This window comes from Kocuria sp. ZOR0020 (assembly GCF_000800955.1).
GTDB classification, from domain to species: Bacteria; Actinomycetota; Actinomycetes; order Actinomycetales; family Micrococcaceae; genus Kocuria; species Kocuria subflava.
In genome coordinates this window covers 20,869-46,069 of sequence record NZ_JROX01000050.1, presented here as the reverse complement: position 1 = coordinate 46,069, position 25,201 = coordinate 20,869, and the positions used below count along the sequence as shown (strand labels likewise).

Annotated in this window: 22 protein-coding genes; 16 read left to right on the top strand and 6 right to left on the bottom strand. The window is 64.9% G+C overall.

Annotation, left to right across the window (positions count from 1 at the left end):
* The coding region (locus L979_RS03705; RefSeq protein WP_047689333.1) for an excinuclease ABC subunit UvrA at nucleotides 1-2,136 on the bottom strand (2,136 nt) is incomplete at its 3' end.
* Between the two features lie 152 nt (nucleotides 2,137-2,288).
* On the opposite strand from L979_RS03705, the gene L979_RS03700 reads away from it, so the two are divergent.
* From L979_RS03700 to L979_RS03680, 5 genes are all read left to right on the top strand, one after another.
* On the top strand, nucleotides 2,289-3,767 hold the full coding sequence (locus tag L979_RS03700) for an APC family permease (RefSeq protein ID WP_369792965.1): 1,479 nt from the start codon (nucleotides 2,289-2,291) through the stop codon (nucleotides 3,765-3,767).
* 272 nt (nucleotides 3,768-4,039) lie between these two features.
* The gene (locus tag L979_RS03695) at nucleotides 4,040-5,551 is read left to right on the top strand and encodes an NAD-dependent succinate-semialdehyde dehydrogenase (RefSeq protein WP_052209438.1); all 1,512 of its coding nucleotides are present in this window, start codon (nucleotides 4,040-4,042) and stop codon (nucleotides 5,549-5,551) included.
* A 133-nt stretch (nucleotides 5,552-5,684) separates the two neighbouring features.
* Entirely contained in the window at nucleotides 5,685-7,034 is a 1,350-nt protein-coding gene (gene gabT, locus L979_RS03690; protein WP_047689331.1) for a 4-aminobutyrate--2-oxoglutarate transaminase, read from the top strand.
* On the top strand, nucleotides 7,003-8,616 hold the full coding sequence (locus tag L979_RS03685; RefSeq protein WP_052209437.1) for an amidase: 1,614 nt from the start codon (nucleotides 7,003-7,005) through the stop codon (nucleotides 8,614-8,616). The genes gabT and L979_RS03685 overlap by 32 nt, the downstream gene beginning before the upstream one ends.
* A 137-nt stretch (nucleotides 8,617-8,753) precedes the next feature.
* The gene (locus tag L979_RS03680) at nucleotides 8,754-9,074 is read left to right on the top strand and encodes a putative quinol monooxygenase (RefSeq protein WP_047689330.1); all 321 of its coding nucleotides are present in this window, start codon (nucleotides 8,754-8,756) and stop codon (nucleotides 9,072-9,074) included.
* 9 nt (nucleotides 9,075-9,083) lie between these two features.
* On the opposite strand, the gene L979_RS03675 is transcribed toward L979_RS03680, so the two are convergent.
* Nucleotides 9,084-9,656, bottom strand: coding sequence for a hypothetical protein (locus tag L979_RS03675; protein WP_047689369.1), 573 nt, complete (start codon nucleotides 9,654-9,656; stop codon nucleotides 9,084-9,086).
* A gap of 36 nt (nucleotides 9,657-9,692) precedes the next feature.
* Nucleotides 9,693-10,142 (bottom strand): helix-turn-helix domain-containing protein, encoded by a 450-nt coding sequence (locus L979_RS03670; protein WP_047689328.1) that lies wholly within the window; start codon nucleotides 10,140-10,142, stop codon nucleotides 9,693-9,695.
* A 135-nt stretch (nucleotides 10,143-10,277) separates the two neighbouring features.
* Here L979_RS03670 and L979_RS03665 point away from each other — a divergent pair, with 135 nt between their 5' ends.
* From L979_RS03665 to L979_RS14340, 5 genes are all read left to right on the top strand, one after another.
* On the top strand, nucleotides 10,278-11,240 hold the full coding sequence (locus L979_RS03665) for a nucleoside hydrolase (RefSeq protein WP_047689326.1): 963 nt from the start codon (nucleotides 10,278-10,280) through the stop codon (nucleotides 11,238-11,240).
* Nucleotide 11,241: 1 nt separating this feature from the next.
* Nucleotides 11,242-12,207, top strand: a complete 966-nt coding sequence (locus L979_RS03660; protein ID WP_047689324.1) for a ribokinase — start codon at nucleotides 11,242-11,244, stop codon at nucleotides 12,205-12,207.
* A gap of 153 nt (nucleotides 12,208-12,360) precedes the next feature.
* Nucleotides 12,361-12,942 carry a YceI family protein gene (locus L979_RS03655; protein WP_047689322.1) on the top strand — a complete coding sequence of 194 codons (582 nt, stop codon included), beginning with the start codon at nucleotides 12,361-12,363 and terminating at the stop codon, nucleotides 12,940-12,942.
* A gap of 86 nt (nucleotides 12,943-13,028) precedes the next feature.
* Complete coding sequence (gene pgm, locus L979_RS03650) at nucleotides 13,029-14,663, top strand: phosphoglucomutase (alpha-D-glucose-1,6-bisphosphate-dependent) (RefSeq protein ID WP_047689366.1); 1,635 nt, start codon at nucleotides 13,029-13,031, stop codon at nucleotides 14,661-14,663.
* 159 nt (nucleotides 14,664-14,822) lie between these two features.
* Nucleotides 14,823-15,296 (top strand): nucleotidyltransferase family protein, encoded by a 474-nt coding sequence (locus L979_RS14340; RefSeq protein WP_047689319.1) that lies wholly within the window; start codon nucleotides 14,823-14,825, stop codon nucleotides 15,294-15,296.
* A gap of 232 nt (nucleotides 15,297-15,528) precedes the next feature.
* On the opposite strand, the gene L979_RS03635 is transcribed toward L979_RS14340, so the two are convergent.
* The gene (locus L979_RS03635; RefSeq protein ID WP_156125366.1) at nucleotides 15,529-16,554 is read right to left on the bottom strand and encodes a permease prefix domain 1-containing protein; all 1,026 of its coding nucleotides are present in this window, start codon (nucleotides 16,552-16,554) and stop codon (nucleotides 15,529-15,531) included.
* A 218-nt stretch (nucleotides 16,555-16,772) separates the two neighbouring features.
* Here L979_RS03635 and L979_RS03630 point away from each other — a divergent pair, with 218 nt between their 5' ends.
* The 6 genes from L979_RS03630 (at nucleotide 16,773) to L979_RS03605 (ending at nucleotide 22,921) form a co-directional block, all read left to right on the top strand.
* Entirely contained in the window at nucleotides 16,773-17,300 is a 528-nt protein-coding gene (locus L979_RS03630; RefSeq protein ID WP_047689315.1) for a DUF4242 domain-containing protein, read from the top strand.
* A gap of 113 nt (nucleotides 17,301-17,413) precedes the next feature.
* On the top strand, nucleotides 17,414-18,493 hold the full coding sequence (locus L979_RS03625; RefSeq protein ID WP_047689313.1) for an acyl-CoA dehydrogenase family protein: 1,080 nt from the start codon (nucleotides 17,414-17,416) through the stop codon (nucleotides 18,491-18,493).
* Entirely contained in the window at nucleotides 18,490-19,251 is a 762-nt protein-coding gene (locus L979_RS03620; protein ID WP_052209434.1) for an ABC transporter ATP-binding protein, read from the top strand. The genes L979_RS03625 and L979_RS03620 overlap by 4 nt, the downstream gene beginning before the upstream one ends.
* A 47-nt stretch (nucleotides 19,252-19,298) precedes the next feature.
* Nucleotides 19,299-20,450: an ABC transporter substrate-binding protein gene (locus L979_RS03615; RefSeq protein ID WP_231559379.1), complete on the top strand. Its 1,152-nt coding sequence runs from the start codon at nucleotides 19,299-19,301 to the stop codon at nucleotides 20,448-20,450.
* Complete coding sequence (locus L979_RS03610) at nucleotides 20,447-21,346, top strand: ABC transporter permease (protein ID WP_197052064.1); 900 nt, start codon at nucleotides 20,447-20,449, stop codon at nucleotides 21,344-21,346. Before L979_RS03615 ends, L979_RS03610 begins: the two co-directional genes overlap by 4 nt.
* Before the next feature lie 150 nt (nucleotides 21,347-21,496).
* Complete coding sequence (locus L979_RS03605; protein WP_081993711.1) at nucleotides 21,497-22,921, top strand: uracil-xanthine permease family protein; 1,425 nt, start codon at nucleotides 21,497-21,499, stop codon at nucleotides 22,919-22,921.
* Between the two features lie 228 nt (nucleotides 22,922-23,149).
* On the opposite strand, the gene L979_RS03600 is transcribed toward L979_RS03605, so the two are convergent.
* Together L979_RS03600 and L979_RS03595 are read right to left on the bottom strand one after the other, a co-directional pair.
* A complete protein-coding gene (locus L979_RS03600) occupies nucleotides 23,150-24,211 on the bottom strand; it encodes an enoyl-CoA hydratase/isomerase family protein (RefSeq protein ID WP_047689311.1) in 1,062 nt (353 codons plus the stop codon).
* Nucleotides 24,212-24,252: 41 nt separating this feature from the next.
* Nucleotides 24,253-25,152 carry a glycerophosphodiester phosphodiesterase family protein gene (locus L979_RS03595; protein ID WP_052209432.1) on the bottom strand — a complete coding sequence of 300 codons (900 nt, stop codon included), beginning with the start codon at nucleotides 25,150-25,152 and terminating at the stop codon, nucleotides 24,253-24,255.
* Nucleotides 25,153-25,201 lie beyond the last annotated feature (49 nt).

Here is a 25,201-nt window from a genome sequence, read left to right as displayed (position 1 = left end):
GTAGATGCCGCCGGATTCCGCCATGTTGGTGGCCAGTTTCAACCGTTGGCGCTCGCCACCGGAGAGTGTGGTCAGTGGCTGGCCCAGGGTGATGTAGCCCAGTCCCACGTCATCCAGGCGCACCAGGATCTTGTGGGCTGCGGGAATCCGGGCCTCCTCCGATCCCTCCACGGAACCTGAGAAGAACTCCCGGGCCTGTGCCACGGACATGCCCAGGACCTCACTGACGTTCTTGGTCCCCAGCGTGTACTCCAACACGGCCGGCTGGAATCTCTTGCCTTCGCAGTCCTCACATTCGGTGGCCACACCGGCCATCATGGCCAGGTCCGTGTAGATCACCCCGGCGCCCTTGCAGGTGGGACATGCCCCTTCAGAGTTGGCGCTGAACAGGGCGGGCTTGACCCCGTTGGCTTTGGCGAAGGCCTTGCGGATGGGCTCCAGCAGACCCGTGTACGTGGCCGGGTTGGACCGCCGGGATCCCTTGATGGCGGTCTGGTCAATGGCGATCACCTGGGTGTCACCCGCGGCGTCGTTCAAGAATCCGTGGATCAGCGAACTCTTGCCGGATCCTGCAACACCGGTGACCACGGTGAGCACACCCAGGGGAACGTCCACGTCCACGCCGCGCAGGTTGTGCCGGTCAGCGCCCCGGATCTCAACCGCCCCCGTGGAAGTGCGCACCGATTCCTTCAACTGCACCCGGTCCCCCAGGTGCCGCCCGGTCAGGGTGTCGCTGGAGCGCAGCCCCTCCACGGAGCCTTCATACATCAGCTCACCACCGGCGGTTCCGGCCCGCGGCCCCAGGTCCACCACGTGATCGGCAATCAGGATGGTCTCCGGTTTGTGCTCCACCACCAGCACCGTGTTGCCCTTGTCCCGCAGCTGCAGCAGCAACTCGTTCATCCGCTGGATGTCATGCGGGTGCAGCCCCACGGTGGGCTCGTCGAACACGTAGGTCACATCCGTCAAGGGGGAGCCCAGATGCCGAATCATCTTGGTCCGCTGCGCCTCACCCCCGGACAACGACGACGACGACCGTTCCAACGCCAAGTACCCCAACCCGATCTGCACGAATGAATCCAACAGCTCGGTCAAGGAGGTCAGCAGCGGAGCCACGGAGGTGTCCCGGATGCCGCGGACCCATTCAGCCAGGTCACTGATCTGCATGGCACAGGCATCCGCAATGGAGATGCCGTTGATGGTGGAGGAACGCGCGGCCTGGTTCAGGCGGGTGCCCTGGCAGTCCGGGCAGGCCGTGAACGTGATGGCCCGGTCCACGAACGCGCGGATGTGGGACTGCAGGGACTCCCGCTCCTTGGAGAGCATGGACTTCTGGATCCGCGGGATCACGCCCTCATAGGTCAGGTTGATGCCTTCCACCTTGATCTTGGTGGGTTCCCGGTAGAGCAGGTCGTGGAACTCCTGGTCGGTGAACTGCCCAATGGGCTTGCCCATGTCGAAGTAGCCGGAGCCACCGTAGATCCGCCCGTACCAGCCGTCCATCGAATAGCCGGGGACAATCAGGCCGCCGTCGTTCAACGATTTTTGGGCGTCGTAAATTGCGGTGAAGTCGAAGTCGGAGACTCGCCCCAGGCCCTCACAGGTGGGGCACATGCCACCCGTGATGCTGAACTCCCGGCGCTCCTTGACCTCTTTTCCGCCCTTGGTCACGGTCACGGCACCCTTGCCGCTGACGGTGGCCACGTTGAAGGAAAAGGCCTTGGCGGAGCCGATGTGCGGGGTGCCCAGCCGGGAGAAGAGGATGCGCAACATGGCATTGGCATCCGTCACGGTGCCCACGGTGGAGCGGACGTTGGCGCCCATACGCTCCTGATCCACAATGATCGCCGTGGTCAGCCCCTCCAGGAGGTCCACGTCCGGGCGGGCCAGGGTGGGCATGAAGCCTTGGACAAAGCTGCTGTAGGTCTCGTTGATCAACCGCTGGGACTCCGCGGCAATGGTGCCGAACACCAGGGAGCTCTTGCCTGAGCCAGAAACTCCGGTGAACACGGTCAGGCGGCGCTTGGGGATGGCGACGTCAATACCTTTGAGGTTGTTCTCCCGAGCTCCCTTGACCCGGATGTACTCGTGGCTGTCCGCGGAGCCGGCCGAGGCGGCCGTGGTCTGCGTGTTCACAGTGGGGCTCAATCAAGTCTCCGTTCGTCACAACCGGGGCCCGCGGTGGTTCGTCACCTTGCTGACACAGATCGTCCCTAAGCTTCCGGCTCACACACTGTAGTTGGCGCCGGACGTTTTCATGACCGGTCAATCACACATCAGGAGGCACGGTGAGCACCTCGAGCGGCAGCACCGCGGGCCCGCAGCCCACATCCCCCGCCGGCCACGACCCCGCCGAGCACGACCGCGGTTTCAAAAAGGTCCTGGGCGGACTGGACGCCATTGTCCTGGGCTTTGGAGCCATGATCGGCTTTGGCTGGGTGATCCTCACCGGGGGTTGGATCAACGACGCCGGAACGTGGGGTGCCGTTCTGGCCATGCTGGCCGGTGGCGGGATCATGGCCGTGGTGGGCCTGGTCTATGGGGAGCTGGTGGCCTCCATGCCGGCAGCCGGTGGTGAGCACAACTACCTGATGCGTGGCATGGGTGCCCGGTGGGCCTTTGTGGGTTCCTGGGCCATCACGGTCGGCTACATCACCATCGTGGCCTTCGAGGCCGTGGCCGTCCCGCGCACCGTGGGCTACATCCTGCCCGGGGCCCTGGACCAGGTGAAGCTGTGGTCCGTGGCAGGTTCAGACGTCTATCTGGTCTGGGCCCTGGTGGGCACCGCGTGTGCGGTGATCATCACGGGCATCAACATCCTGGGCGTCAAACAAGCCTCCGTGGTGCAGACCTTTGTGGTGCTGTTCCTGCTGATCATCGGGGCCATGATGGTGGTGGGGGCCTTCACCGGTGGTTCAGCTTCCAACATGGAACCCGCATTCACGGGAGGGCTCGGCGGATTTTTCCTGGTGCTGGTGGTGGTGCCGTTCCTGTTCGTGGGCTTTGACGTGATCCCGCAGGTCTCCGAGGAAATGAACATTCCTGCCAAGAAGCTGGGCGGGACGATCGTGATCTCGGTGATGATGGCAGCTGCCTGGTACGTGATTGTTGTGCTGGCCACCTCGGCCTCTCTTCCGGCGGACCAACTGGTCGTGGCAGACATTGCCGTGGCTGATGCCATCGGTGCAGTGTTCCACTCCCAGGTTTTCGCCAACCTGCTGCTGGCAGGTGGTCTGGCCGGAATCCTGACCTCCTGGAACTCCTTGCTCATGGGTGCCAGCCGACTTCTGTGGGCACTCGGTGCCTCCCGCATGATCCCCACGTGGTTCGCCCGCATCCACCCCCGATTCGGAACCCCGGTGAACGCTTTGTTGTTCGTGGGCGTGATCTCTGCGGTGGCCCCGTTCTTCGGCGCGCAAATGCTGGGCTGGCTGGTGGATTCCGGGTCACCGTCGATTGTGATCGCCTACCTGATGGTCTCCATCGTGTTCGTGATTCTGCGCCGCCGCGAACCTGAGATGCCGCGTCCGTTCCGGATCGGTGGACGTGGACCCGGGGGGTTGGTGATCGGTGCACTGTCCATCGTTTTGACTGCCGCGTTGCTGTCCCTCTACATCCCCGGGATGCCGGCCTCCTTGACCCTGCCGCCATACATCGTGTTCGCCCTGTGGTGGGTGTTGGGAGCCGTCTTCCTGTTCCGCATCCCGCGCGGCATCGGCCCCGGCCCGGATGCGGAAGAACGGTTGGTTGCCGCCAAACAGCGCTGACCCGCACCCCACCCACGCCGAGCGGCGACTTGTGCCGCCCATGAGCGCTCATGGGCGGCCCAACTCACTGCTGGACGGAGGTCAGCGGAACAAGTCGCGGCCCAGCGGCACGGAGTACTCCCGCGCCGTGCACTGAAGGCCAACTCCTCGGACCGTGAGGCCTGGTGCCGAGGCGGGCCGGGATGCCTACTATGAGCTGAACGTGCCGGGCATCACCGTGCCCGCCCATCCCCCAGGCTGCCGATGGAGACAGCCATGCAAAGGAGCCCCACATGGCTGAACACGCTGTTCTGGCAACCGGCAAGTCGTCCGTGACCGCCGAGCGCATTCAGGAGGTCCTGGATCGCACGCCCAAGGGTTTGCTGATCAACGGCCAGTGGAGGGAGGCATCGGACGGTGGGTCGTTCGACGTCGAAAATCCCGCCACCGGCGAGGTGCTGGCAACCCTGGCCTCCGCCACCCCGGAGGACGCTCAGGCTGCCATGGACGCTGCCGCGCAGGCGCAGGCCGACTGGGCCCGTACGGCCCCGCGCGAGCGCGCGGAAATCCTGCGCAGGGCCTTCGACCTGGTCCAGGAACGCCGGGATGATCTGGCGCTGCTGATGACGCTGGAGATGGGCAAGCCCCTGGCCGAGGCCAACGGCGAGGTCACCTACGGCGGCGAGTTCCTGCGGTGGTTCTCCGAGGAGGCCGTGCGGCATTACGGGCGCAATGCCTCCACCCCGGAGGGCAATCTGCAGATGGTGGTCCGGCACAAGCCTGTGGGGCCGTGCTATCTGATCACGCCGTGGAACTTCCCGCTGGCCATGGCCACCCGCAAGGTGGCCCCTGCTGTGGCGGCCGGTTGCACCATGGTGCTCAAATCCGCCAAGTTGACCCCGCTGACCTCCCAGTACTTTGCGCAGATCATGCTGGATGCGGGTCTGCCGGACGGGGTGCTCAACGTAGTGGCATCCACGTCCGCATCAGCGGTCTCCAAGCCGATCATGTCCGATCCGCGCCTGCGCAAGATCTCCTTCACGGGCTCCACCCCGGTGGGCAAACAACTGATGAAGGACGCTGCGGACAGCGTGCTGCGCACCTCCATGGAGCTGGGTGGCAACGGGCCGCTGCTGGTGTTCCAGGATGCGGACCTGGACAAGGCCGTGGCCGGCGCCGTGGCCGCCAAGATGCGCAACATGGGTGAGGCCTGCACCGCAGCCAACCGGATCCTGGTGGAGGAATCCGTGGCGGAGGAGTTCACCTCACGGTTGGCGCAGAAGCTGTCCGAGCTGGCAGTGGGGGATGGCACCCTGGAGGACTCCACAGTGGGTCCCCTGGTGGACGCCAACGCCTTGGAATCCGTGACGGCCTTTGTGGACGACGCCGTGGCCAAGGGCGCCCGCGTGGTCACCGGTGGCCATCGGGTGGGTGAGAAGGGTTACTTCTACGCCCCCACCGTGCTGGCTGATGTCCCGGAAGATGCCCGGGTTTCCTGCGAGGAGATCTTTGGCCCCGTGGCACCGGTGATCACCTTCACGGACGAGGACGACGCCGTGCGGATCGCCAACACCACCGAGCACGGCCTGGCCTCCTACGTGTTCACGGAGGACTACAAGCGTGCCTACCGGGTGGCGGACCGGATCGAATTCGGTTTGCTGGGTCTGAACCTGGGCGTGATCTCCAATGCGGCAGCACCGTTCGGCGGCGTCAAGCAGTCCGGCATCGGCCGGGAGGGTGGCTCCGAAGGCATCGAGGAATACAGCATCGTGCAGTACATCGGCGTGGAGAACCACTGGGGCTGACAGCCGCACCCGTTTGTCAGGGAAATGACCGATTCCGCTCACGGAATTTGGCCATTTCCCTGTCAAACGCGAGTGGATCCACCCGTGAGACCATGATCACAACATCGCAGCTTCATCCCAGGAAGGACCCCCAATGACTGAGATCCAGTACCGGCTCCCGCAGAAGCGTGAGATCGTCACCGACTTCCCGGGGCCCAAATCCCAGAAGTTGGCTGAGCGCCGGTCATCAGTCATCGCAGCCGGAGTGGTCTCCTCCGTTCCGGTGTACGCAGCGGATGTGGACGGCGGCGTCGTCGTGGACGTGGACGGCAACTCCCTGATCGACTTCGGTTCCGGAATTGCGGTGACCACCGTGGGAGGCTCCGCACCCAAGGTGGTGGAAAACGTCCAGCAGGCCGTGGAGCGCTTCACCCACACGTGCTTCATGGTGACCCCCTATGAGGGTTATTTGGAGCTGGCCGAGCGCCTTGCTGAGATCACACCCGGGGACCACGCCAAGAAGGTGGCGCTGTTCAACTCGGGGGCTGAAGCCGTGGAGAACGCGGTCAAGATCGCGCGTGTGGCAACGGGCCGGGACGCCATTGTGGTGTTTGACCACGCCTATCACGGGCGCACCAACGTGACCATGGCCATGACGGCCAAAAACATGCCGTACAAGAACGGCTTTGGCCCGTTCGCCCCGGAGATCTACCGGGTTCCCGTCTCCTATCCGTTCCGCGACCCGCAGGGCATGGACGGCACTGAGGCCGCCCAGCGCGCTCTGGAGATGGTGGACAAGCAGGTGGGGGCTGAGAACGTGGCGGCCGTGGTGATTGAACCGATCCTGGGTGAGGGCGGGTTCATTGTCCCGGCGGACGGTTTCCTGCCGACTCTGGCGGATTGGTGCCAGTCCAACGGCGCTCTTTTCGTGGCGGACGAGGTCCAGTCCGGCGTGGCCCGCACCGGCGAGTGGTTTGCCGTGGATCACGACGGTGTGGTGCCGGATTTGATGACCATTGCCAAGGGTGTGGCCGGTGGCATGCCGCTGTCCGCCGTGGTGGGACGGGCCGAGCTGCTGGACGCCGTGCACGGCGGTGGCCTGGGCGGCACTTACGGCGGCAACCCAGTGGCGTGCGCTGCCGCCATCGGCGCCCTGGACACCATTGAGGACTGGGATCTGAAGTCCCGGGCCAAGCACATTGAAGCCGTCATCCACGCATCCCTTGACTCCCTGGTGGAGAGTACGGACGTGGTGGGTGAAATCCGCGGGCGCGGGGCCATGATCGCCCTGGAATTCGTGAAGCCCGGCGGGAAGCAACCCCATCCGGAACTGGCCAAGGCCGTGGCCACCGAATGTCTCCAACAGGGTCTGATCATCCTGACCTGCGGCACGTACGGGAACATCGTCCGACTTCTGCCGCCGCTGACCATCACGGACGATCTTCTGTGTGAGGGCTTGGAGGTCTTCTCAGATGCAATCGTCAAACACGAACAATCACATTGATCTCACCGATGCCGTAGCCCTGCGTGACGCCCTGCGCCACGGTCACGTTTCTGCCGTGGAGGTCATGGAGGCGGTGCGGCAGCGGGCGGTCGCCGTCGAAAACCCCGACGCGGGGCCTCCCCTGGGTGCCTTTGTGCACGTTGCTGCGGCGGAGGACCTGGCCGAGCAGGCCCGGAAAGCAGACGGTCGTGATGATTGGGATCGCGGGCGTTGGCATGCCCTGCCCATGGCGTTGAAGGACCTCCAAGAGGTCAAGGGGCTGCCCACCACCCAGGGCTCGCGCGTCCTGGCCCCTGACGGCCCCGATTCTGCACCGGTTGCGGAGGCGGACGACGACGCCGCCGCCCTCCACCGCGCCCACGGCGCCCTGATGTTCGCCAAGACTCAGGTCCCGGAGTTCGGACTCAACTGCTACTCCGAGAACCTGGTGGGTCCACCGTCCCGCAACCCGTACGACCTCGAATGCGGTTCCGGTGGCTCCTCGGGTGGTCAGGCCGCTGCTGTTGCCGCAGGCGCGTTGCCGGTGGCGGTGGGTTCCGACGGCGGCGGGTCCATCCGTATTCCCGCTGCCGCATGCGGGCTGGTCGGATTGAAGCCTTCCCGCGGTGCGGTGCCGTGTGGCGATGCCATGAGTGACCATGCCCAGCTGACGGTGCAGGGTCCGATCGCACGGACCCCGGCAGAAGCCGCCATGGTGCTGGACGGCCTGACGGCACACGCCCCTGTGCTGCCCGGTGAGAACTGGCTGTACCGGCCGGTGGGTGCACCGCATGCCGTGCGAATGCGGGATCCGTGGCGCAATGCAGGCCTTGACGACGTGCGCGATCCCCTTCCCGGGGAGTTCCGCACCGCGGTTGAGGGCACCTCACCGGCGCTGAATGCCGTTCTGCGGGTACCGGCCGGTCGGTTCCCGTGGGGGCAACGGCCACTGCGCGTGGGTGTGTCCACGGCATCGGCCTTTGAGTCGGCTTTCCCCACGACGGTCTCCCCTGAAGCTCATTCCGCCCTGACTGCGGGCATTGACGCCTTGCACGAGGCAGGGCACAAGGTGGAGGAGGCGGATCTGCGCTTTGACCCCCGCTACCCGGAGGCGTTCTTTGCCCTGTGGACCACGTCCCTGGGGCTGGCTCCGCTGACCGCCGAGCAGGAGGACCGACTCACGGGCTTGGCCAAGCACTACCGTCGTGCCGCGCTGAACCGTCCCGCCACGGAACTGGCGTTGGCCATCCGTACCCTGCGTGAGATCGAGAAGGCCACGCTGCGCGCCTGGGATTCGTACGACGTCATCCTGACCCCCGCGTTGGCCCAGACCCCACGGCCCTTGGGTTGGTGGTGGGAGGACCATGACCCCACCGATCCGGCCTCCGCCGAGCAGGATTACCAACGGCAGTGTCAGTACACGCCCTTCACATCACTGATCAACGTGATCGGGCTGCCGGCGGTTGTTCTGCCCACCACGTGGGAGCGCTCCGAATTCAGCGATTCCCGTGTGCCCATGGGGGTTCAGCTCATCGGCCGCCCCGGCGGTGACATCGGGCTGCTGGCGCTGGCTGAGCAGATGCGGTCTCGGTTGACGCTCTAGCCTGGGACCAGTCCGTCAGCCTGTGGCGAAGAGGTGACCTGCGGGGCGTCGTCGTCGTGGTTGCACGCCACCCCCGTGTGTCACGATCGGCACAGAGGGTCGGGCACCGGCCCGCCACTGACTCAAGGAGTGAATCCGTGATTTTCATTGTTGTGAAGTTCCCCGTGAAGCCCGAATACGTGGACCAGTGGCCTGAGTTGGTGCGCGAGTTCACGGACGCCACACGCGCCGAGCCCGGCAACAAGTGGTTCGACTGGTCCCGCTCCTTGGAGGACCCCTACGAATTCGTCCTGGTGGAGGCCTTTGACGACGACGCCGCCGGCGACCACGTCAACTCCCCGCACTTTGAGAAGATGACGCGCGATTTCCCGCAGTACCTGCGTGCCACCCCCAACATCATTTCCCGTCAGATGGAGGGCGATGACTGGGACGAGATGGGCGAACTGCAGGTGGGCTGAGCCATGGGCTCAGCCCGGACGGTGGGCCAGGACCTCCGGAGCCTGGCCCACCCGCCGGGCAAAATCAGGACATCCCGCACGCCGTAGTGCCTCGTCAAGTGGCAGAGAGTTGACTTTCCGACCCCAGTATTGGGCCTGACGGTCGACAACAGCCAAGAACGCAGATGGCGCAGAGTTGGCCACCAGCGTGAAGAATGCATCCGGATGGATGACTTCATAAGGTTCGTCGCCAGTAGCGATGTCTTCAGGGTCATTGGATGTCAGGATGAAGTCAGCGCGCCCAGAGTGAGCTACAGCGTGGAGGTGATAGTCACCCTGATCCGCGCCAGTGAAGCTCAATCCCGCTGGGAAGTCTTCAAGAATTTCATCCACGTTCTCACGGATCAGCTTCACCCGGTTGGCAGTTACAGCGCCTGCAACCAGGGGTCGCTTGTTCCGGTAGGAGGAGATGGCTTCACTGATGGCGTCCTCAGTGGTGAAAGCCATGTACATACCGCCGGTGTGGTTGCGCAGGAGAAATACCCAGTCGGTCAGGGTTCGACTGAAGAATGTGTTGGCATCCACCAAGACCCGTTGGGTCACCGTTTGATCCTCACGGTGACCCAACGGGCAAGACTGTCAGTCAGTGAAGTCTTCGCCGAACTCATCATCGAAGGCACGCAGCTCATTGAAGGCAGTACGCTGCCGGGCAGCAATCTCAGCCTTCTTGGCCAACACAACCTCACGCCGAAATCGAGTGTGGCTACCCACTCTGTAGGAGTCGATCTCCCCGTCGCGTACCCACTTCATCAATGTGGGACGGGAAACGCTCAGGAGGTCGGCCGCAACAGTGCTCGTGAGCTCTTCAGGCAGTTGCCCCATGCTGACGGAACCCTGCTGGATCAACGCACGAACCGCGTCCCCCAGGAGAGTTTCCAGCTTGGTCGGCAGTTCACGCTCGGTTCCGTCCGGGAAACGCAGAACCAGCACGGCATCCTTGACGTCAGGCAGCGCAATGGTCTCTTGCGCTTCACGCATGGTCTGGTCATCCACTTGAATCCGGGCGGCAGGAAGCAACTCGGTGCTCATATCCACTCCATTCATACCGGCGATGCAACATCACCGTGAACGTCACGGTAACGTAGTTGCACTTATAAGTGCAACCCATAGTGTGGGTGGGCTGACCCATGATCATCCACCGGTTGAACCGATAGTTTGGTGCCCATGACCCACAAAGTTCTGATCGACTGTGACCCCGGAGTGGACGATGCCCTGGCGCTGATGCTGGCCCACGGCAGCCCGGAGCTCGATGTCCTGGCAGTGACCACGTGTGGCGGCAATCAGACCTTGGAGAAGGTCACCCGTAACGCGTTGAGCCTTCCCGATGAGTTGGGGAAGGACTGGATCCCTGTGGCCGCCGGTGCGCAACGCCCCCTGGTGCGCGAACCGTTGACTGCCGGACACGTGCACGGTGACACCGGCCTGGGCCTGGTGGAGCTGCCGGACCCCCAACATGCCCTGGATGAACGTCACGCCGTGGAGGTCATCGCCCAGACCGTGCTGACCCATGCCCCGGGGGAGGTCACCATCATCGCCACCGGGCCGCTGACCAACCTGGCTCTGGCCATCCGGCAGTACCCGGAGATTGTTGAGCGCGTCCATGAGGTGGTGTTGATGGGCGGCGGCGTGACCACCGGCAACCTGACACCGGTGGCAGAGTTCAACATTGCCGTGGACCCGGAGGCTGCCCGGGCGGTGTTCACCGCGGGCTGGCCGGTGACCATGGTGGGCCTGGACACCACCCATCAGGCGTTGGCCACCCCGGAGGTTGAGGCTCAGTTCGCAGCCTTGGGCACCCGACTGGGCCAGATCGCGGTGGAGCTGATCCGTAGCTACCGGGACGCCTACAAGCACAACCAGGCCTTCGAGAACCCGCCGTGCCACGACCCCGTGGCTGTGGCCCGCGTGATCGCACCCGAGTTGGTCTCAGTTCGGCGGGCCCCGGTGGACGTGGAGCTCCGCGGCGAACTGACCACGGGACAGACCGTCGTGGACCTGCGCGGCTCGGCCCCCGAGGACTGCGCGACGGCGGTGGCCACCGGGCTCGACCACGGCGGGTTCTGGGCTCTGGTGGTGGACGCGGTCCGCAACCTGGGTGCACCCACACCTCACGGAAAGCAGGCCTGACATGCAGATCCACACCGGTTCCGTGTGCGTGGTGGGTTCCTTGAACGCGGACCTGGTGGTCCGCACGCAGCGTCATCCCCGGCCCGGCGAAACCCTGACCGGCGGACCCTTGGCCATTGCACCCGGAGGAAAGTCCGCCAACCAGGCCGTTGCAGCGGCACGGCTGGGTGCAGATGTTCGTCTGGTGGGGGCCGTTGGCGACGACGCCCACGGTCACCTTCTGCTGGAATCCCTTACCCAGGACGGCGTTGCCACCGACCACATTCGGCAGTTGCCGGAAACTCCCACGGGGACCGCCGTGATCACGGTTTCCGCGGACGGTGAGAACACCATTGTGATCTCACCGGGTGCCAACGGTGAACTGCGTCCGGAGGACATCCCCACCTCCGCCCTGGCCGACGCCGGAGCCCTTGGCCTGACCTTTGAGATCCCCGGGGACACGGTGATCGCCGCCGCCCAACGGGCGCACGCACTCGGTGTTCCTGTCTTCTTGAACCCGTCGCCCTTCCGGATTCCGGAGCCGGACCTGTTGGCGGCCACCGATGTCCTGGTGGTCAACGAACACGAACGCCTCCAGGTCTTGGAGGCTTTTGACACCTCGGCGGGCGCGTCGTGGGAGGACCGTGGCTCCGCCCTGCGGGCGGTCACGGGAGTGCCGTCCCTGGTGGTGACGCTGGGCGCGCGCGGCGCCGTCGTCGTCGAATCGGCAGCGGGAAACGGTGGCGCCACGGACGACGCCACCCCCACGGTCACGGAAGTACCCGGCGTGGAAGTGCATGCGGTGGACACCACCGGATGCGGAGATGCCGTGCTGGGTGCCCTGCTGGCGACGACCTCCGGCGGAATGCCCCTGGTGGAGGCCACAGAGGTGGCCATGACGGTGGCAGCCCACGCCGCAACCGCGCCCGGTGCCCAACCGTCATATCCCACGACGTCGGAGCTTGGCCTCGACTCGTCATCGCGATGAGGACTCCGTAACGCACCACCGCACCTTGGGGGACAACTGGGCGTTCCAGAGCTCGGGAGTGACCCCCTGACTTAGGATGTGTGAAACCGGCAGCCGACGTGACCGTCCTGAAGTCTCCGGGATTCCGACAGGATCTACCGCACAAGGAATTCAATGAACCTCGAATCACAATTCTCCGGGCATTGGAACATCGATCCCGCACACAGCCGGATCGGCTTTTCAACTCGTCACGCCATGGTCACGAAGGTCCGAGGGGCGTTCAACGACGTTCAGGGCTTCGCGGAGATCGACCCGCATGACCTGACCAGGTCAACCGTCGAGGTCAAATTGCGAGTCGAGAGCATCGACACCCGGGATGCCAACAGGGACGCCCACCTCAAGTCGGAGGACTTTTTCCACGCGGAGGACCATCCCTACATCACCTTCGCGTCATCGGCGATCGACGAGGTGGACGAAGGGCAGTTCATCGTCTCCGGGGATCTCACGATTCGCGACATCACCCGGCCCATCACCATCCCGTTGGAACTCACGGGCATCGACACCGACCCTTTCGGGCAAACGAGAGCCGGCCTCGAGGGCAGTCGCCGCATCGACCGCAAGGACTGGGGCGTGCAATGGAACACTCCACTGGATTCCGGTGGTGTCCTGGTCAGTGACAAAGTCACCCTCGAGTTCGAGTTGTCCTTGATCAAGGACCAAGAGGCACCCGCGGAGACCGGCAACCAAACCTCCTGACCACGGCAGCGGTCCCCCATGCAACACGGGGCGTAATCACATGAGGGACAGTGACTCCCCACCCGCTGCGGTCCTACGCTTGGATCATGGCTAATCGCGCGGGCACTGTGGCCCTTCCCGAAGACCTTGTCGACATCGTCGAACTCCTGGAGGCCTACACCTCACGGGAACCGGATCTGAGCAATCCGGACCAGCGTGTGGCGTTCGGAACCTCGGGGCACCGCGGGTCGTCTCTCAAGACGTCCTTCAACGACGCCCACATCGCCGCGATCACCCAGGCGATCGTCGAGTACCGCGCGTCCCAGGGCACCACCGGCCCGTTGTTCATGGGCAAGGACACGCACGCACTGTCCGACGTCGCGCAGGACACGGCGTTGCAGGTCCTGGCGGCCCACGGCGTTGACGTGCTGCTGGATTCCCGCGACGGTTACACGCCCACCCCGGCGCTGTCCCACGCGATCCTGAAGTACAACGCGGGACGGGATACCGACCTGGCGGACGGCATCGTGATCACGCCATCCCACAACCCGCCGGCGGACGGCGGTTTCAAGTACAACCCGACCCACGGTGGCCCCGCTGATTCGGATGCCACAGGGTGGATCGCTGACCGCGCCAATGAGCTGCTGGAGGCCGGCAACACCCAGGTCAAGCGCGTTTCCCTGGAGGAGGCCCGCGCAGCTGAAACCACCGGCACGTTCGACTTCCTGGACTCCTACGTCTCCGAGTTGCCGGAGATCATTGACCTGGATGCCATCCGCGAGTCCAACCTGCACATCGGTGCCGACCCCATGGGATCTGCCTCCGTGGAGTACTGGAAGGAAATCGCCTCCAGGTACGAGCTCAACATGGAGATCGTCAACCCGGAGATCGACCCCCAATGGGCCTTCATGACGCTGGACTGGGATGAAAAGATCCGCATGGACTGCTCCTCCCCCAACGCCATGGCCTCCTTGATCGGCAACCGCGACAAATACGACATCGCCACCGGCAACGACGCCGACACCGACCGCCACGGCATTGTGACCCCTGATGCCGGGTTGATGAACCCCAACCACTACCTTGCAGTGGCCATCGACTACCTCTACTCCCACCGCGACGGGTGGAGCCAGGATGCCGGGATCGGCAAGACCTTGGTGTCCTCGTCCATCATCGACCGGGTTGCCGAGTCCTTGGGACGCAAGCTGGTGGAGGTCCCTGTGGGCTTCAAGTACTTCGTTCCCGGTCTGCTGGAAGGTTCGATCGGTTTTGGTGGCGAGGAGTCCGCAGGTGCTTCCTTCCTGCGCCGTGACGGCTCCGTGTGGTCCACGGACAAGGACGGCATCATCCTTGCCCTGTTGGCTGCAGAGATCACAGCGGTCACGGGCAAGACGCCGTCGCAGCGTTACGCCGAGTTGACTGAGAAGTTTGGCGCCCCCGTGTACCAGCGCATTGACGCACCGGCCAACCGGGAGCAGAAGGCTGCATTGAAGAAGCTCTCCCCGGAGCAGGTCACGGCTGAAACCCTGGCTGGGGACCCCATCACCGCCAAGCTCACGGAGGCACCGGGCAACGGTGAGGCCATCGGCGGGTTGAAGGTCACCACGGACAACGCCTGGTTCGCCGCCCGGCCCTCTGGGACTGAGGACGTCTACAAGATCTATGCCGAGTCGTTCATTGGGGAAGATCACTTGAAGCGCGTCCAGGAGGAAGCCAAGGCCTTGGTGGACTCGGTCATTTCCTGACCCTTACTTCCCCCCTCCCCCCTGCCCCGCCGAGTAGACCTTTTGATCGCCCCTGAGCGCTGAGCAGCGATCAAACGGCCTACTCGGCGGTGAAAGGGAGCTTGTAGCTAACTAAACAGCTTCTGGAGAGGTAGTGATAGCAGTTGCTATCATGAGGCCATGGATGAGGGTTCTCTTCGTGAGGCAGTCGAAGCCGCTGATGAACAAGTCCGCAGCGGCCGCCAGCTGCTGACCGAATCCGTACGTGCAGCCCACAGGTCTGGCATGTCTCAACGCCAAATCGCGGCCGTCAGCAATCGAAGCCAACCTGAGATCGCACGCCTGCTTCGGTTCCGCGGGACGTCTTTCAAAGCCAAGCTGCTACGCAGTCACCGGGCGGAACTCCTTGCTCTGTTACGGGAGTACGGACTGACCAACGTTCGCGTCTTCGGGTCCTTGGCCACCGGCACGGAAACCGGTGACTCTGACATTGACCTCTTGGTCACCCCGAGTCGCCCCATGGGCCTCCTGGAGCAGGCCCGGGCAGAGGTGGCGGCCGCGGACCTCCTGGGCGTGACCGTGGACCTGGCCATGGATGATTCCATCCGTGATGACCTGCAAGAACGCATCGACGCAGAAGCCATCCAACTGTGAGTCGCACAGTCCGGGAACTCATCACAGAAGCTCTCACGCACTTGGACAAGGTCCAGACCTACGCCCTGTCAGATCTAGACCAAGACCTCGTCATCGACGCCATAGCGTTGCGCATCGCGTCGTGCATCGATTCACCGCCCCGAGCCAGTATCCGGCGAGCAGGCCTTTTGATCGCCCCTGAGTGCTGAGGGGCGATCAAAAGGCCTACTCGGCGGGGGAACTCGGGATCACGTCACCTGCGAGAGGATTCCCGCTCACGATGGGAAGTCATGGCCCCATCGAGAGCCCATACAGCGCCGTAGAGCACGCCGGCGATCGGCCAGATCAACCAGGAGATTCCCCAGGCGTCCCAGATGAAGCTCCAAGCCAGGAGGATGACCACCACCACGGGCCAGTACACGGCCGTGATCACTCGGATGACGGGGTTGCTGGGTTCGTCGTCGTCGTCGATTTCCGGATCCGCCAACAAAGTTTCTGCAACGCCCTCCGTCCAGTTGGTCAGCGTCGCAATCACCAGACCAATGGCCACCATGCACAAGGTGAGGATCACCCCGAACAACACCAGCGAGCCGTTGTCTTCACCCAACAGACTGAACAGCAAAACGGGCACCGGGGACAAAACCCACAAGCCGACCGAGATCATCCGAGCCCGGATCACCCCTGCGCGATTGTCGTCCCAGAGTTCGTGAGCGACGGCGTCGCTACGGGACGTGCGGGTGAACTCGCCGGATTCGATGTCGTAGAACTCCTCCAGCATGGCGCCACGCCGGACCTGAAGCAGCAATCCCATGGTCACGATCACCAGCAGTGTCACCACCCCAGCGGCAAGCGCCCCGTTGGGCAGACCGTCCGCGCCGGAACGGTCGAACACCGCGATCAGCCCCAGGAGAGGTACCGGGCTGAGCACGAACAGGGCCGTGGAGACGGCCCTGATCAAGGCGGAGCCGCGGACCGCCTCTGCGTAACGGCGGGCGCGTTCGGGCTGAAGGGTGGGAAACGTGCTGTGCGAACGAGTGTTGGGTACCGCACCGAGTTCAGCATCGATGCCGAGTGCCGGCGCCACTTCATCCAGGGAGCCGAATTCGGCAATGACCTGCCCGACTGCCTCCGGCTCCGGAACCCCTTGGCCAAGGAGGTCGTTGAACTTGTCTTCCATCATGTCCCGCAGCTCCAGACGAGCCCGCTGCATGTTGGTGGAGTTGGGGTACGGGGCGAACAGAGTGTCCAGAGGTACGCCTAAGTGCGATTTTGAACACACGGGGATTGCCTAATTCCCACCCAGGGTTGCCATCACGAACCAGCAAGCACCTCCGTCAGCAGAAACCAAACAGATCAGTTCGTGTGAAGAAATGTGACGCAACGGGAAGATCCACGGCTGTGCGTTGTTACGTTCAGCAGACCGAAGACATCAGCGGTCCGCTGCCCACCAACGAAAGGCAGCTGGAATCCCGACCACCAACTTTCAGGAGGACCACCATGTCCCTGTTCCTTGTTGAACTCGCCCCCTCCAACACGGAGAAGTCGGCTGTGACCGAGCTGCTGGAAACCGTTTCCCAGGCCCTGTCCGCCACCGGTGCCGAGCTGATCGAATCCCAGGTCACCGCAGGTCATGAGCGCGTTTTCGTGATCCTGGAGGCCACCTCCCAAGACGGCATCTTCAACTCCGTCAAGGACGCTGTGGGAGAGATCGACGTCGACGGCCCGCACGAGGTCCGCCTGGTGGGTGCCGAGCTGGAGGACATCAAGAACCTCAAGAAGTCGGCCGAGTACCTGGTGGAGTGGGACATCCCCGCAGAGATCACCATGGACCAGTACCTGACCCGCAAGAAGGCCAACGCCCCCAAGTACGCGGAGGTCCCCGAGGTCCAGTTCCTACGCACCTACGTGCGTGAGGACACCGCCAAGTGCCTGTGCTTCTACGACGCCCCGGATGAGGACGCCGTGGTGCGCGCCCGCGAGGCCGTCTCCACCCCGATTGACCGGATGCACAAGCTGGACGCCTGAGCCGCAAGCCCACCGTCTGCCCCGTTCTGCGGGACAGCACACGTCAATGATCGGACGCCCCGCCTCATCACTGAGCGGGGCGTCTGACGTGGATCCGAACGTCAGGAGATTTCATGAGCACCGACTCCCTTTTCGCCGTCGCACCCTTGGTGGACTACCCGCAGCGCGAGCAGGTGATTACTGCCGCCGCGGCCAATGCCAAGGCCGTTGACGTCAACGATGAATCCCCGTTTGCCGTCCTGCGTTCCCTGGGCCAGGAGGGGTTGTTGACCCTTGGCCTGGACGGTTCCTTGGCACAGCAGGCGGCTGTGGTCCACGATCTCGCCACCGAATGCACCGCCACCGCGTTCTCCCTGTGGGCCCACCGATCCAGCGTCGAGTACCTTCACGCCACCGGCCACGATCTGCCGCAGGGCATGGTGGACGGATCACAGCCCGGCTCCACGGCCATGGCCCCGGCCTTCAAGGCCTCCGCCGGGATCGGAGAGATCCCGGTGACCCTCACCCGCGCAGGTGACGGTTGGGTTCTCAACGGCGTGATCCCGTGGGCCTCCAACCTCTACCCGGAAGGTTGGGTGGTGCTCCCCGCTGTGCGCACCAACGACGACGGCGTTACCCAGCCCGTCATTGTGCTCACCCGCACGGCTGCGGAGGGAATCTCCGTTCGGCCGCTGCAGGACCTGATGGCGCTGGACTCCACGGCATCGGGAATCCTGAAGTTCCAGGACTCTCCCGTGGCTGATGACGCTGTGCTGACTGATGACGTCCCCACGTTCCTGGCAACTGTGCGTGGCCCGTTCCTGTTGCTGCAGGCCGCCTTCTGCGTGGGCCTGTCCGGTGCTGCCCTGGAGTCTGCGGATGCCGCCCTGACCGGGGTCTCAGAGGTTTTCCGGCCCGAGCGTGACGCCGTGATGGCCGAATACCAACGTGTGCGCTCCACTCTGTTGACCTATGTGGGGACCCCGCGCGACCTGCCGTTCAAGGATGTTCTCCAGCTGCGGTTGGACGCGGCCGTCCTGACCGGTGAGGCAACGCGCCTGGAGTCCAAGGTGGTGGGCGGCAAGGGCTATGCCTTGCGCTCGGCCACGGCACGGCGCGCCCGTGAGGCTGCGTTCCTGCCCGTCCAGTCCCCCACCGAATCTCATCTGCGTCACGTCCTGGCTCAGCTGGCCAGCCAGGAAACAGGCGCATGAGCACCCACACGGAACCCACCCGTTCAGGCGGTACTGCCTCCGCGGCCCTGCGGGTCACGGAGGTCTCGAAGACCTACCCGGGCTCATCCACCCCGGCGCTGGACAACGTCTCCATGACCTTGCGCGCCGGCGAGCTGTTGGCCGTGTTGGGCCCGTCGGGGTCGGGCAAGTCCACGCTGCTGCGCGCCATCGCAGGCCTGGAGTCCCTGGACTCAGGCTCCGTGGAAGCACAACCGGCCCACGACCGAGTCGCCGTCGTTTTCCAGTCCCCCGGGCTGTTCCCGTGGCTGAGCGTGCGGGAGAACGTGGCCCTGGGCGGACGGTACAAGCGCAACCGGGACCGGTTCGATCACGACGCCGTGGAGGACCTCCTGGGCGTTCTGGGGCTTGCGGGCCTGGCGGATGTTCCGGTCACGGAGCTCTCCGGCGGTCAGGCGCAGCGCGTTGCAGTGGGGCGGGCCCTGGCGGTGCGCCCCGACGTCGTGCTGTTGGACGAGCCCTTCTCCGCCCTGGATCCGGCCACCCGCGAGGACCTGCAGGTCTGGTTGCGCAACGTGGCCCGTGAGCTGAATCTGACCATCTTCCTGGTGACCCACGATGTTGCCGAGGCGGTGGCCCTGGGCGACCGGATCGGGTTCTTTGGCGGGCCGCAAGGCTTCAGCCGGGAATGGGTTCCAGCTCGTGACGGCACCACGGTGGAGGAAATCGTGGCCTACTACCGCGGTGGCGGGGACGTTCCGGGGAGTTGGGTCATTTGAGCGGGGTCCCACACAATCGCAGTGGCGCACCCCTGAACCGTCGTCAGTTGCTGACCGCTGGAGCCACCGCGGCCGGTCTGGGTGGCCTGGCCTGGGGCGCCGGAGCCGTGTATGCAGGCAACCGGCAATCGGCCAGGGACACCACCGATGCCGATGCCCCCGTGCGCATCGGATATTTGCCCATCACGGATGCCACCCCGCTCCTGGTGGGGCACGGCAACGGGTACTACGCAGATGCCGGGGTCACGGTGGCCAAACCCACCATGTTCCGCAGCTGGTCATCCCTGTCAGAGGCCTTTGTGTCCGGGCAGGTGGAGGCCATTCACATGCTGATGCCCATGGCCCTCTACATGCGCTACGGATTGCAAGCGGATGTGCGGATCACGGCCTGGAACCACACCAACGGTTCCGCCCTGACCACCGGCCCGGAGATCACCTCCATCCAAGATTTGGCCGGGCGTTCCGTGGCGATCCCCGCGTGGTGGTCCGTGCACAACGTGGTGATCCAGAAGATGTTGCGCGCCGGTGGCCTGACCCCGGTCATGCGGGAGGCACCCTCCCGCGAGCGCAACACGGTGACCCTGCTGCCCATGGCCCCGGCAGACATGCTGCCTGCGTTGAACAACGGGGTGATCGGGGGCTACACCGTGGCGGATCCGTTCAATGCGGCGGCGGAAGCTCGGGAGGTGGGGCACATCCACCGATTCACGGGCGATGTGTGGGAGAACCACGTGTGCTGCGTGACCATGATGCGCGGTGAACTGCTGCGCAACCGCCCCACCGTGGCCTCCGGGTTCATGGACGGGCTGGTCCGGGCACAGGCCTGGTCCCGGGAGAACCGGCCGGAGGCTGCCGCCCTGTTAGCCGCCAACTACCTGCCCCAGCCGCCCAAGGTGATCCAGAAGGCCCTGACCCGCTCCCAGGAGCAGCACGCGGACACCATTGCCCACCCGGACTGGCACGGTGAGCGGATCGATTTCCGCCCCTGGCCGTATGAATCCACCACCGAACTTCTGGTCCGCTCCATGAAGGAGACCGTGGTGGATGCCCCCACGGACTTCCTCTCCGGCCTGGACCCGGCCCAAGCCCACCGGGAGCTGGTGGATGACTCCCTGGTGAAGGACAGCATTGATCGGCTGGGTGGCATGGAGATCTTTGGCATGACCAGCACGCAACGCTCGGAGGAGTTCTCCGCATGAACACCGCAGATTCTGGATCCCGAACATGGATCACACCTGCCGGCTCGGGTTCACATCACGAATCCGAGCACTCACCATCCACGGACCTGGATGCCGCCGGCGGCTCACGTCAGCACCGCCCGGGTTCCCGCCGGGGCCACCGCCGCCAACCGTTGGCCCCGCGGCTGATCTGGGGTGCGTTCGGGCTGCTGGTCACCGTGGCCGTGTGGTGGATCTTCACCCACGCCGCTGGTGGCGCCAACTCCATGCTGGCCGCCTTCCAACCGGAACGGCTGCCTGCTGCACTGGGGTCCCTGTGGGAACGCGGGGTGATCCTTCAGGACGCCTCCACCTCCCTGTGGCGCCTGTTGTGCGGGCTGGCTCTTGCCGTGGTGATCGGCGTCCCGCTGGGTCTGATGATCGGTTTCTCCAAGCCCTTCAAGTGGGCCTCCACTCCCCCGGTGCAGTTCCTGCGCATGGTCTCCCCGCTGTCCTGGGCACCCGTTGCGGTGGCCTTGTTCGGCGTGGGGCACGCGCCGGTGATCTTCCTGGTGGCAGCCGCCGCGGTGTGGCCCATCACCATGAACACCGCCGCCGGCGTGGCAGCGCTTGACCCTCTGCACATGCGCGTGGCCCGGACCCTGGGGGCCACCCCGTGGGAGCAGGTCCGCACCGTGGTGCTGCCCAGCATCCGCCCGTACGTGATGACCGGCGTGCGCCTTGCCCTGGGCATCGCGTGGGTGGTGATCGTCCCGGCCGAAATGTTGGGCGTGTCCTCCGGTCTGGGTTACGAAATCCTCAATGCCCGCGACCGCCTGGCCTACGACGAGATGCTGGTGGTCATCATCGTGATCGGGCTGATCGGCATCGCGCTGGACGCCCTGGCGCAATGGTTGCTGCGCGACCGTCGTCGTTGATCCCTGCCGAACCCTCACCGCACTCGCCCATCACGCCCTGATGAGCGAGTGACGTGAGGGTTCGGTGCGCGCACACGGCTGGGACTACGCTGTCTCTGGTCCGCCAACGCACCGCCGGGCCGCTCACCCTCGTCCTCCAGGAGCAGCCCCATGCCCACCTCCACGGCCTCACCCGCCCCCGGTTCACCGCATCAGCAACCCCCTACGACGCCGCAGCGCCAGTCCTCGCTGGCCCGTCGCCTGGGTCTGGGGTGGTCTTTGCACGGTGACGGCCACAACGTGTCCCAGGGTTCCGTTGTGCGTCCGGATGAACGGCTGAGCTGGCCCCGGACCATCGGAATCGGTGCCCAGCACGTGGTGGCCATGTTCGGTGCCACGTTCCTGGTGCCGCTGATCACGGGCTTCCCTCCGTCCACCACGCTGTTCTTCTCCGGGATCGGCACCATCCTGTTCCTGGTGATCACGGCCGGGCGGGTGCCGTCCTACCTGGGCTCGTCCTTTGCCTTCATCGCCCCGATCGCTGCCGCCATGGGCCAGTACGGACCCGGCGGTGCGCTCGGCGGGATCGTGATGGCCGGCGCCGCATTGTTCCTGATCGGCCTGCTGGTGCAGTTCGTGGGAACCGGCTGGCTGCAGGCGCTCATGCCGCCGCTGGTCACGGGCACCATCGTGGCGTTGATCGGCTTCAACCTGGCACCGGCGGCCAAGGACAACTTCATGCTGGCCCCGGTCACCGCCCTGATCACCCTGGCCACCATCATCCTGGTCTCCGTGCTCTTCCGCGGGATCCTGGGACGACTGTCCATCCTGGTGGGTGTGGTGGTCGGCTACCTGACGGCCGTGGTGCGCGGCGAGGTGGACTTTGCCCCCATCCGCGCAGCCTGGGAGTCCGACGGTCTGGTGGGGCTGCCGCAGTTCCACGCACCCGAGTTCCATCTGTCCCTGATCGGATTGTTCGTGCCGGTGATCCTGGTGCTGGTGGCGGAGAACATCGGGCATGTGAAGTCCGTGGCCCTGATGACTGGCGATGACCTGGACCCCGTCATGGGCCGCGCCATCATGGCCGATGGCCTTGCCACCGTGCTGGCCGGCTCCGGCGGTGGATCGGGCACCACCACATACGCGGAGAACATCGGCGTCATGGCCGCCACCAAGGTCTACTCCACGGCCGCATACTGGGTGGCCGCCGTGGTGGCCCTGCTGCTGTCCTTCATGCCCGTGTTCGGTGCTGCCGTGGCCTCCGTGCCCGCCGGTGTGCTGGGCGGTGCCGCCACGGTGCTCTACGGCATGATCGGGATGTTGGGCATCCGCATCTGGGTGCAGAACCGCGTGGACTTCTCCAACCCGGTCAACCTGACCACCGCCGCCATTGCCATGATCATCGGCATTGCGGATTACACCTGGGACGCGTTCGGCATCCAGTTTGCGGGCATCGCGTTGGGGACTGCTGCCACGTTGGTCATCTTCCACGGCATGCGCGGTCTGGCGCTGTGGCGCGGCACGGCCGGTGGAGTCGACCCCATCACCCCGGACTACACCCCGGTTCCCAAGGAGCACACCGGCCCCATGGGTTGAGCTTCCGCAGTTTGTCCCGACTGAGCAGCGACTTCCGCCGCTGGTCCAGCCCCCATCCGACGCCCGGCCCCAGCCGAACAGCGACTTCTGCCGGTCATCGGCTCCCCCTCCCTGCCGAGAAGTGTTTTGTGCTGCCCATCAACTCTGATGGGCAGCACAATTCGCTTCTCGGCAGGGTGCAGCGGAGGAACTCACTTCTCGGCGAAAGGGGCCGGAGGACGTCGACTCTCAGGGGCGGGTTCGCAGTGAACGTGATGTCTTCAGCACCGAACGGATGTGATCAACATCCACCTCAGCCGCGGTGGCCGGCTGCCAAGCGGGGTCGTCTTCCTTGTCGATCAGAGTGCACCGCACGCCTTCGTTGAAGTCCGGGGCCGCGATGGTGTCTGCGCCCAACGCCAGCTCACGTTCCAGGCACTCTGTGACCGATTCTGAGGCTGCTCCCACATCCAACAGTTCCCAGGTCCGCACCAGGGACGACGGCGAAGCCCCCGCGAGGTCCTCCCCCGCTGCCGCCATGACTTCTTCCAAGGTGTCTGCCCCGTAGACCGCTTCGATCTGGTCCCAGCGTTCGGGAAGCGTGGCGTGGGCGACGTCGTCGTCGTTGGTGGCCGCGAACTGCGCCACCGCAGCCTCCACGCCGTCGGTGATGGCAGCCGCCCGGAAGGCTTCCAAGCGGTCGGAGGGCACCAGGTGGTCGGCCAGGCCGATGGCCACGGCGTCGGCACCGGTGATCCGCTGACCTCCCAGGCCCATCCACCGGCCCACCGCCAGGGAGGGGCCCCTACCGAGCAAGCTGACGCGCGGCAGGAACCAGGAGGCGCCGATGTCCGGGAAGAAGCCGATGGCGCATTCCGGCATGGCCATCACGGTGTTCTCCGTGACCACACGGTGGCTGCCGTGCACCGAAAGTCCCATGCCACCGCCCATGGTGTAGCCCTCCATCAGGGCGATGTACGGCTTGGGGTAGGTGGCAATCAGGTTGTTGAGCGTGTATTCATCCGTGAAAGCGGCCATGCCGGCCTCAACGTTGCCGTCCACCACGGCTTGACGGATCTGGCGGATGTCGCCACCTGCGCAGAACGCCCGGGGGGCACTGGCGTGAATCAGCACCTGCTCCACCTGAGGATCATCAGACCAGCCCCACAGGGTCTCCAGCAGGTCCCGGTACATCTGGGCGGTCAGGGCGTTCAGGGCCTTGGGCCGATCCAGAGTGATGACCCCGGTGCCGTTGCGGACCTCCGTGCGGACGTACTGTTCAGGATCTGCGGCAACTGTGCTCTGCGTCATGGTTCCAAGCCTGTCACACGCCGTGGAGGTTGGGGTATGCCTCAGCAGGGAGATTCGCTCATGGGGTCCTTCTGGCCGTGGGAACCCGACGGCCATAGGCCACCCACCACGTCCAGGGCCACATCCGCCCGGTCCGTAACCAGGCCGTCGTACCCCATCTCCATCAGGGACTGCATGTCCTTGGGGCTGTTGACGGTCCACACGTGGACGTCCTTGCCATGACGGTGCGCGGCATTCAGAAAACGCTGCGTGGCCAGGCGGGTCCGCCCCAATCGGCGCCCGATCTTGGGGATTTTTTTGACCTTGGGCAGGATCCACCCCAGGTACATGGGCATCTGGATGGAGTCGAACGGCGGAACCCATTGCGCCAACACACGGTGCACCACAGGCCAGGCAGCCGGAACGGTGTTGAAGACCACCATGGTCGCCACAAAACCCGTTGTTCCCGCTGATGTGCTCAGTGGCCGGACCCCTCGATCGCTCAGCGCCTTCAGGGTGCGCCCACGACGAGCATCCGAGAAGGAGGCAATGCGGACCCGGCCTGCCGCATCCATCTCCGCCAGCAGATCTGCCAGCGCCGTCACGGAAGCCTCGTCCTTGACGTCTATGTTCACCTGCATGGTGGGCAGTGCCTCCAGGACCTCGCGCAGCGTGGGCACGGGGCTCTCTCCAGCCACACGGAGGTCAGCCAGGTCCTTGTGTCGGACGTCGTTGACCTGCCCAGCACCTTGGGTGACACGGTCCAACGTGGTGTCATGAAAGGCCAGCACCACACCGTCACAGGTGGTGTTGACATCGGTTTCGATCCACACGCACCCAAGGTCGTGGGCGGCTTGGAAAGCAGGCATGGTGTTCTCCGCGCCGTTGGGCGCGAATCCACGGTGGGCCAGCACCTTGTGGGTGTTGGTGACCGATCGCCTGGATCCGGGTTCAGCAGTCATGGGGTGAGCTTAATGCCCCGGGTTACCCATGCGTAACTTAAGCCTCTTG

What these genes read in the sequence shown, in the direction of transcription:
- L979_RS03625 (WP_047689313.1), top strand. Translation starts at nt 17,414, where the DNA reads ATGAGCACCGACTCCCTTTTCGCCGTCGCACCCTTGGTGGACTACCCG.
- L979_RS03600 (WP_047689311.1), bottom strand. Translation starts at nt 24,211, where the DNA reads ATGACGCAGAGCACAGTTGCCGCAGATCCTGAACAGTACGTCCGCACG.
- pgm (WP_047689366.1), top strand. Translation starts at nt 13,029, where the DNA reads ATGGCTAATCGCGCGGGCACTGTGGCCCTTCCCGAAGACCTTGTCGAC.
- L979_RS03670 (WP_047689328.1), bottom strand. Translation starts at nt 10,142, where the DNA reads ATGAGCACCGAGTTGCTTCCTGCCGCCCGGATTCAAGTGGATGACCAG.
- L979_RS03610 (WP_197052064.1), top strand. Translation starts at nt 20,447, where the DNA reads ATGAACACCGCAGATTCTGGATCCCGAACATGGATCACACCTGCCGGC.
- L979_RS03605 (WP_081993711.1), top strand. Translation starts at nt 21,497, where the DNA reads ATGCCCACCTCCACGGCCTCACCCGCCCCCGGTTCACCGCATCAGCAA.
- L979_RS03655 (WP_047689322.1), top strand. Translation starts at nt 12,361, where the DNA reads ATGAACCTCGAATCACAATTCTCCGGGCATTGGAACATCGATCCCGCA.
- gabT (WP_047689331.1), top strand. Translation starts at nt 5,685, where the DNA reads ATGACTGAGATCCAGTACCGGCTCCCGCAGAAGCGTGAGATCGTCACC.
- L979_RS14340 (WP_047689319.1), top strand. Translation starts at nt 14,823, where the DNA reads ATGGATGAGGGTTCTCTTCGTGAGGCAGTCGAAGCCGCTGATGAACAA.
- L979_RS03685 (WP_052209437.1), top strand. Translation starts at nt 7,003, where the DNA reads ATGCAATCGTCAAACACGAACAATCACATTGATCTCACCGATGCCGTA.
- L979_RS03660 (WP_047689324.1), top strand. Translation starts at nt 11,242, where the DNA reads ATGCAGATCCACACCGGTTCCGTGTGCGTGGTGGGTTCCTTGAACGCG.
- L979_RS03665 (WP_047689326.1), top strand. Translation starts at nt 10,278, where the DNA reads ATGACCCACAAAGTTCTGATCGACTGTGACCCCGGAGTGGACGATGCC.
- L979_RS03595 (WP_052209432.1), bottom strand. Translation starts at nt 25,152, where the DNA reads ATGACTGCTGAACCCGGATCCAGGCGATCGGTCACCAACACCCACAAG.
- L979_RS03620 (WP_052209434.1), top strand. Translation starts at nt 18,490, where the DNA reads ATGAGCACCCACACGGAACCCACCCGTTCAGGCGGTACTGCCTCCGCG.
- L979_RS03630 (WP_047689315.1), top strand. Translation starts at nt 16,773, where the DNA reads ATGTCCCTGTTCCTTGTTGAACTCGCCCCCTCCAACACGGAGAAGTCG.
- L979_RS03695 (WP_052209438.1), top strand. Translation starts at nt 4,040, where the DNA reads ATGGCTGAACACGCTGTTCTGGCAACCGGCAAGTCGTCCGTGACCGCC.